Here is a 5,829-nt window from a genome sequence, read left to right as displayed (position 1 = left end):
GGCGTCCGCAAGGTCGCCGCATGGCTCAAGGGCCTCATCGCCGGCAAGCCGGCTCCTACAGGTGGGACAGTGTTTCTTCAGACCTTTCTGACGAACTCGGACTTGAGCTTCATCGGGCCGATGCCGTCGATCTTGCAGTCGATGTCGTGGTCGCCATCGCACAGGCGGATGTTCTTGACCTTGGTGCCGACCTTGACCACCAGGGAGGTGCCCTTGACCTTCAGGTCCTTGATCACGGTGATGGTATCGCCGTCTTGCAGGACGTTACCCACGGAGTCCTTTTTCACGGTGTCGTCGCTGGCGGCCTCGGCTTCGCCGCTGGCGGACCATTCATGGGCGCATTCCGGGCAGACCAACTGGGTGCCGTCTTCGTAGGTGAATTCAGAATTGCATTTCGGGCAGGGTGGTAACGTGCTCACTAAGGTTCCTCGGTTTCGGGAAGGTGAAAAGCGCACATTATATAGGGTTTTAGCGGGGGAGGGGGTACGGCGGGTGAGCAGGTTGGCGCAGAACCTTGTAGGCGCTGGCTTGCCGGCGATGGCGTCCGTAAGGTCGCTGCATGGCTCTAGGGCCTCATCGCCAGCAAGCTGGCTCCTACAGGTAGATCGTGCTGGGTCTTCTCAGTGAGTGCGGGCGACCGCAAACTCGCTCAGTTCCACCAGGGCATCGCGGTATTCGCTCGCCGGCAGGGATTCCAGGCAGGCGATGGCACGGGCTACATAGTCGCGGGCCAGTTGTGCGGTGTAATCCAGGGAGCCGGAAGCCTGTACCGCTTCACGAATGCTTTCCAGGTCTTCGATGCCGCCCTTCTGGATCGCCTGGCGCACCAGGGCCGCCTGTTCCGGCGTGCCTTCGCGCATGGTGTAGATCAGCGGCAGGGTCGGCTTGCCTTCGGCCAGGTCGTCGCCGACATTCTTGCCCAGGGTCTCGGCATCGCCCTTGTAGTCCAGCAGGTCGTCGACCAACTGAAACGCGACGCCCAGGTGGTCGCCGAAGGTCCGCAGCGCTTCGGTCTGCTCCGGCGTCGCCTGGCACAGGGCCGCGGCGCTGTGGGTCGAGGCTTCGAAGAGCATCGCGGTCTTGCCGCGGATGACTTCCATATAGGTTTCTTCAGTGGTGCTGGCGTCGCGGACCTTGGACAGCTGCAGCACTTCGCCTTCGGCGATGATGCGGGTGGCTTGTGAAAGAATCTTCATCACCGGCATCGAACCCAGCTCGACCATCATTTCGAAGGAGCGCGAGTACAGGAAGTCGCCGACCAGCACGCTCGGCGCATTGCCCCACATGGCGTTGGCGGTGGAGCGGCCACGGCGCATGCCGGACATGTCGACCACGTCGTCATGCAGCAGGGTGGCGGTGTGCAGGAACTCGATGGTGGCGGCCAGCAGGCGCAGGTCGTCGCCTTCGCGGCCCAGGGCCTTGCCACACAGCAGCACCAATAAAGGACGCAGGCGTTTGCCCCCGGCCGAGGTGATGTAGTCGCCGATTTTCGAGACCAGTGGCACCCGGGAAGTCAGCTGCTTCTTGATGATGCCATCGACGGCGCTAAAATCGTCCGCCACCGCGCGGTAGAAAGCTTGGGGTTGCATCAGCGAGAGTCGCTCCAGAAGGGTTGCGCGGCATGCTAGGGCGGGGGGTCTACGCTGTCAAGGCACGCGGTCTGCACGCTTGCAATGGCCTGATGGCTTGCGTACAATCGCGCACCCTGAACTTCCTGGGCAGCACCTGCCTTACGCAATTGCAACTGGGCCGTTCCAGCCCCATGCAGCCATGCCAGCCAATACCTTTACCTATAAAGCGCTGGGTGAGCAGGATTATCGGAGAAATACCATGTCTTACGCAGTAATCGTTACCGGCGGCAAGCAGTACAAAGTCGCTCCAGGTGAATACCTGAAGATCGAGAAACTGGAAATCGCCACTGGCGAATCCGTTACCTTTGATCGCGTTCTGTTGGTCGCCAATGGCGATGACGTGAACATCGGCGCTCCAGTGGTTGCTGGCGCTACCGTTGTGGCTGAAGTGATCTCCCAAGGTCGTCACGATAAAGTCCGCATCATCAAGTTCCGTCGTCGTAAGCACCACATGAAGCGTATGGGCCACCGTCAGTGGTACACCGAGATCAAAATCACCGGTATTCAGGCTTAATTTCAGCCTAATCCCCTTTTTGGAGAATTGAACTCATGGCACACAAAAAAGCTGGTGGTAGTACCCGTAACGGTCGCGACTCAGAAGCCAAACGCCTTGGCGTGAAGATGTATGGCGGCCAGGCTATCAAAGCGGGCAACATCATCGTGCGTCAGCGCGGCACCCAATTCCACGCCGGTTACGGCGTTGGCATGGGTAAAGATCACACTCTCTTCGCTAAAGTCGAAGGCGTGATCAAGTTTGAAGTAAAAGGCGCGTTCAACCGCCGTTACGTGAGCATTATCGCGGCTTAATCGCGAGAATGCTGGAGAAGCCCCGTCTTGCGACGGGGCTTTTTCGTTTGTGGGGTGAGTCTCTTGCAAAGCTGTTTGTATGGGCTGCCGGCGCTGGATTTTTCGGTCGTTGATTGAGGTCGCCGCGCTCATCTTTGCAAGAGTCTTATACTTGTATTTGTGATTTTTCGGCTCGTCCTGGTGGCGAGAGGCGTGTGTTATGAAGTTCGTTGATGAAGTATCGATTCGCGTAAAAGCTGGCGACGGCGGCAACGGTTGCATGAGTTTCCGTCGGGAAAAATTCATCGAAAACGGTGGCCCCAATGGCGGCGACGGTGGTGATGGCGGCTCGATCTATATGGTCGCCGACGAAAACCTCAATACCCTGGTGGACTACCGCTATACCCGGCACTTCGATGCCGAGCGCGGTTCCAACGGCGGCAGCACCGACTGCACCGGCAAGAAGGGTGAGGATATGGAGCTGCGCGTGCCGGTCGGCACCACGGTGATCGATTCCGCCACCCAGGAAATCATCGGTGACCTGGTCAAGGCGGGTCAGCGCCTGCTGGTGGTCCATGGCGGTTGGCACGGTCTGGGCAATACCCGTTTCAAATCCAGTACCAACCGTGCGCCGCGCCAGACCACGCCGGGCAAGCCGGGCGAGCAGCGTGACCTCAAGCTGGAAATGAAGGTGTTGGCCGACGTCGGCCTGCTGGGCTTGCCGAATGCCGGTAAAAGTACCTTTATCCGTTCGGTCTCGGCCGCCAAGCCAAAGGTGGCGGATTATCCGTTCACTACCCTGGTGCCGAACCTGGGCGTGGTCAGTGTCGACCGCTGGAAAAGCTTCGTCATTGCCGATATCCCGGGTCTGATCGAGGGAGCTTCGGGCGGTGCCGGCCTGGGGATTCGCTTCCTCAAGCATTTGTCGCGTACGCGCCTGCTGTTGCACCTTGTCGATATGGCGCCGCTGGATGACAGCAGTGCGCCGGATGCGGCTGAAGTAATCGTCAGCGAGCTGACCAAGTTCAGTCCGTCCCTGGCTGAGCGTGATCGCTGGCTGGTGCTGAACAAGTGTGACCAGATCCTCGAGGAAGAACACGAGGAGCGGGTCAAGCAAGTGGTTGAGCGCCTGCAGTGGACCGGTCCGGTCTATGTGATCTCGGCGATCGCCAAGGAAGGGACCGAGCGCCTGACCCGCGACATCATGCGTTACCTGGAAGATCGTCTTGATCGCCTGGCCAACGACCCGGCCTACGCCGACGAGTTGCGCGACCTGGATCAGCGTATCGAAGATGAAGCGCGTGCCCAGTTGCAGGCCCTGGATGACCAGCGTGCCCTGCGCCGCAGCGGCGTCAAGAGCGTCCACGACATCGGAGACGATGACTGGGACGAAGAAGATGTCGATGACGAAGATGGTCCGGAAATCATCTACGTGCGCGACTGACCTTAGGGTTTGTTGCGCGGATTGGCCGCTGCTCGAGGGTGAGTGGGCGGTTTATCCGACTGGAGGCGGTGTTATCATCGTCATCAGCCTGTTCCACCTGGCGCCGCTCATTCGAGCGGCGTTCTGGTTTCTGGGAACCGGCTACCCTGAACAATCGCATGGGCAGCGCTCGGTCGTGCTGCCCGCAAGCCAAGGTTGAAAGATGATGCGGAGCAAGGTGACAGGTGCGCGGCGTTGGGTCGTGAAGATCGGCAGCGCACTGCTGACGGCGGACGGCAAGGGTCTGGATCGCGCCGCAATGGGTGTCTGGGTCGAGCAGATGGTGGCGTTGCATGAGGCGGGCGTCGAGTTGGTGCTGGTGTCTTCCGGTGCGGTGGCGGCGGGCATGAGTCGCCTGGGCTGGACGCTGCGACCGACAGCCATGCACGAGTTGCAGGCGGCCGCCGCCATTGGCCAGATGGGCCTGGTGCAGGCCTGGGAATCGAGCTTTGCCGAGCATGGCCGGCATACCGCGCAGATCCTGCTGACCCATGACGACCTGTCCGATCGCAAGCGTTACCTCAATGCGCGCAGTACGTTGCGGGCACTGGTGGAACTCAAGGTTATCCCGGTGATCAACGAGAACGACACCGTGGTCACCGACGAAATCCGGTTTGGCGACAACGACACCCTGGCGGCGCTGGTGGCTAACCTGGTGGAGGCGGACTTGCTGGTGATCCTCACGGATCGCGATGGCATGTTCGACGCCGATCCGCGCAACAACCCCGATGCCCAGCTGATTTATGAGGCGCGTGCCGACGATCCGGCGCTGGATGCGGTGGCGGGTGGGACAGGTGGGGCGCTGGGGCGTGGCGGGATGCAGACCAAGCTGCGCGCGGCGCGACTGGCGGCGCGTTCCGGGGCGCACACGATCATTGTCGGTGGGCGCCTTGAGCGGGTGCTGGATCGCCTGAAGTCGGGCGAGCGCATTGGCACCTTGCTGTCGCCCGAGCGCGGCATGCTGGCGGCGCGCAAGCAGTGGCTGGCCGGGCACCTGCAGACCCGTGGCACGCTGGTCCTCGATGATGGCGCGGTGAATGCGCTGGCGCGGGATCACAAAAGCCTGCTGCCGGTAGGGGTGAAGCTGGTTCAGGGGAGTTTCCGTCGCGGTGAGATGGTGGTGTGCGTGGCGGCGGACGGGCGTGAGATCGCTCGCGGGCTGGCGAACTACAGCGCGCTTGAGGCGCAGAAAATTATCGGGCTGCCCTCGGATGCAATTGTCGGTGTGCTGGGGTATATGGCGGAGCCTGAGCTGGTTCACCGCGATAACCTGATTCTGGTGTGATGGTTTGAGGGATATGGGTATGGGTATCGCAAAGGGATTGTTGGGATTGGGATTGCTGTTGGCGATGCCGTTGCTGGCGTCGGCGGAAGAGATTGGTCAGGTGTCCACGGTCTTCAAGTTTGTCGGGCCGAACGATCGCATCGTGGTCGAGGCGTTTGACGATCCCAAGGTCGAGGGTGTGACCTGCTACCTATCCCGGGCCAAGACCGGCGGTTTGAAAGGTGGTCTGGGGTTGGCCGAGGATCGCGCCGAAGCGTCGCTGGCCTGTCGTCAGGTCGGACCGATTCGCTTCAGTGGTGAATTGAAGGATGGCGAGGAGGTGTTCAAGGAGCGCACCTCGCTGGTATTCAAGACCATGCAGGTGGTGCGTTTCCTCGACAAGAAGCGCAATACCCTGGTGTATCTGGTCTACAGTGACCGCTTGATCGAGGGCAGTCCACAGAATGCGGTGACGGCAATTCCGATTCTGCCTTGGTCGCATCAGTGAGGTCTTGAGGTCGCCATCGCCGGCAAGCTGGCTCCTGCAAGTGAGCATTTCAACGCAATAATATTGTCATGCGCAAAAAACTGTAATTGGATGGACTCGCCCAAGCCGAGGCGTCTGTAGCGCCACGGTGGCATTCTAATGAAGCCAACGACAGCGA

At 60.6% G+C, this 5,829-nt stretch carries 7 protein-coding genes; 5 read left to right on the top strand and 2 right to left on the bottom strand.

From position 1 onward, the window contains the following. Nucleotides 1–77 precede the first annotated feature (77 nt). Together AC07T0_RS31610 and AC07T0_RS31605 are read right to left on the bottom strand one after the other, a co-directional pair. On the bottom strand, nucleotides 78–419 hold the full coding sequence (locus tag AC07T0_RS31610) for a zinc ribbon domain-containing protein YjdM (RefSeq protein WP_495004855.1): 342 nt from the start codon (nucleotides 417–419) through the stop codon (nucleotides 78–80). A 201-nt stretch (nucleotides 420–620) separates the two neighbouring features. Then, a complete protein-coding gene (locus AC07T0_RS31605; RefSeq protein WP_495004854.1) occupies nucleotides 621–1,589 on the bottom strand; it encodes a polyprenyl synthetase family protein in 969 nt (322 codons plus the stop codon). A 241-nt stretch (nucleotides 1,590–1,830) separates the two neighbouring features. On the opposite strand from AC07T0_RS31605, the gene rplU reads away from it, so the two are divergent. From rplU to AC07T0_RS31580, 5 genes are all read left to right on the top strand, one after another. Then, a complete protein-coding gene (gene rplU, locus AC07T0_RS31600; RefSeq protein WP_003176051.1) occupies nucleotides 1,831–2,145 on the top strand; it encodes a 50S ribosomal protein L21 in 315 nt (104 codons plus the stop codon). A gap of 35 nt (nucleotides 2,146–2,180) precedes the next feature. Further along, nucleotides 2,181–2,438 carry a 50S ribosomal protein L27 gene (gene rpmA, locus AC07T0_RS31595; RefSeq protein WP_100941438.1) on the top strand — a complete coding sequence of 86 codons (258 nt, stop codon included), beginning with the start codon at nucleotides 2,181–2,183 and terminating at the stop codon, nucleotides 2,436–2,438. A gap of 199 nt (nucleotides 2,439–2,637) precedes the next feature. Continuing rightward, nucleotides 2,638–3,861: an Obg family GTPase CgtA gene (gene cgtA / locus AC07T0_RS31590; protein WP_495004853.1), complete on the top strand. Its 1,224-nt coding sequence runs from the start codon at nucleotides 2,638–2,640 to the stop codon at nucleotides 3,859–3,861. A 205-nt stretch (nucleotides 3,862–4,066) separates the two neighbouring features. After that, nucleotides 4,067–5,185, top strand: a complete 1,119-nt coding sequence (gene proB / locus AC07T0_RS31585) for a glutamate 5-kinase (protein WP_495004856.1) — start codon at nucleotides 4,067–4,069, stop codon at nucleotides 5,183–5,185. A 19-nt stretch (nucleotides 5,186–5,204) separates the two neighbouring features. Further along, nucleotides 5,205–5,672 carry a CreA family protein gene (locus AC07T0_RS31580; protein ID WP_495004852.1) on the top strand — a complete coding sequence of 156 codons (468 nt, stop codon included), beginning with the start codon at nucleotides 5,205–5,207 and terminating at the stop codon, nucleotides 5,670–5,672. The last annotated feature ends 157 nt before the right edge of the window (nucleotides 5,673–5,829 follow it).

This window comes from Pseudomonas sp. GW821-FHT04D07 (assembly GCF_059420225.1).
This window is presented reverse-complemented; position numbering and strand designations above follow the sequence as displayed.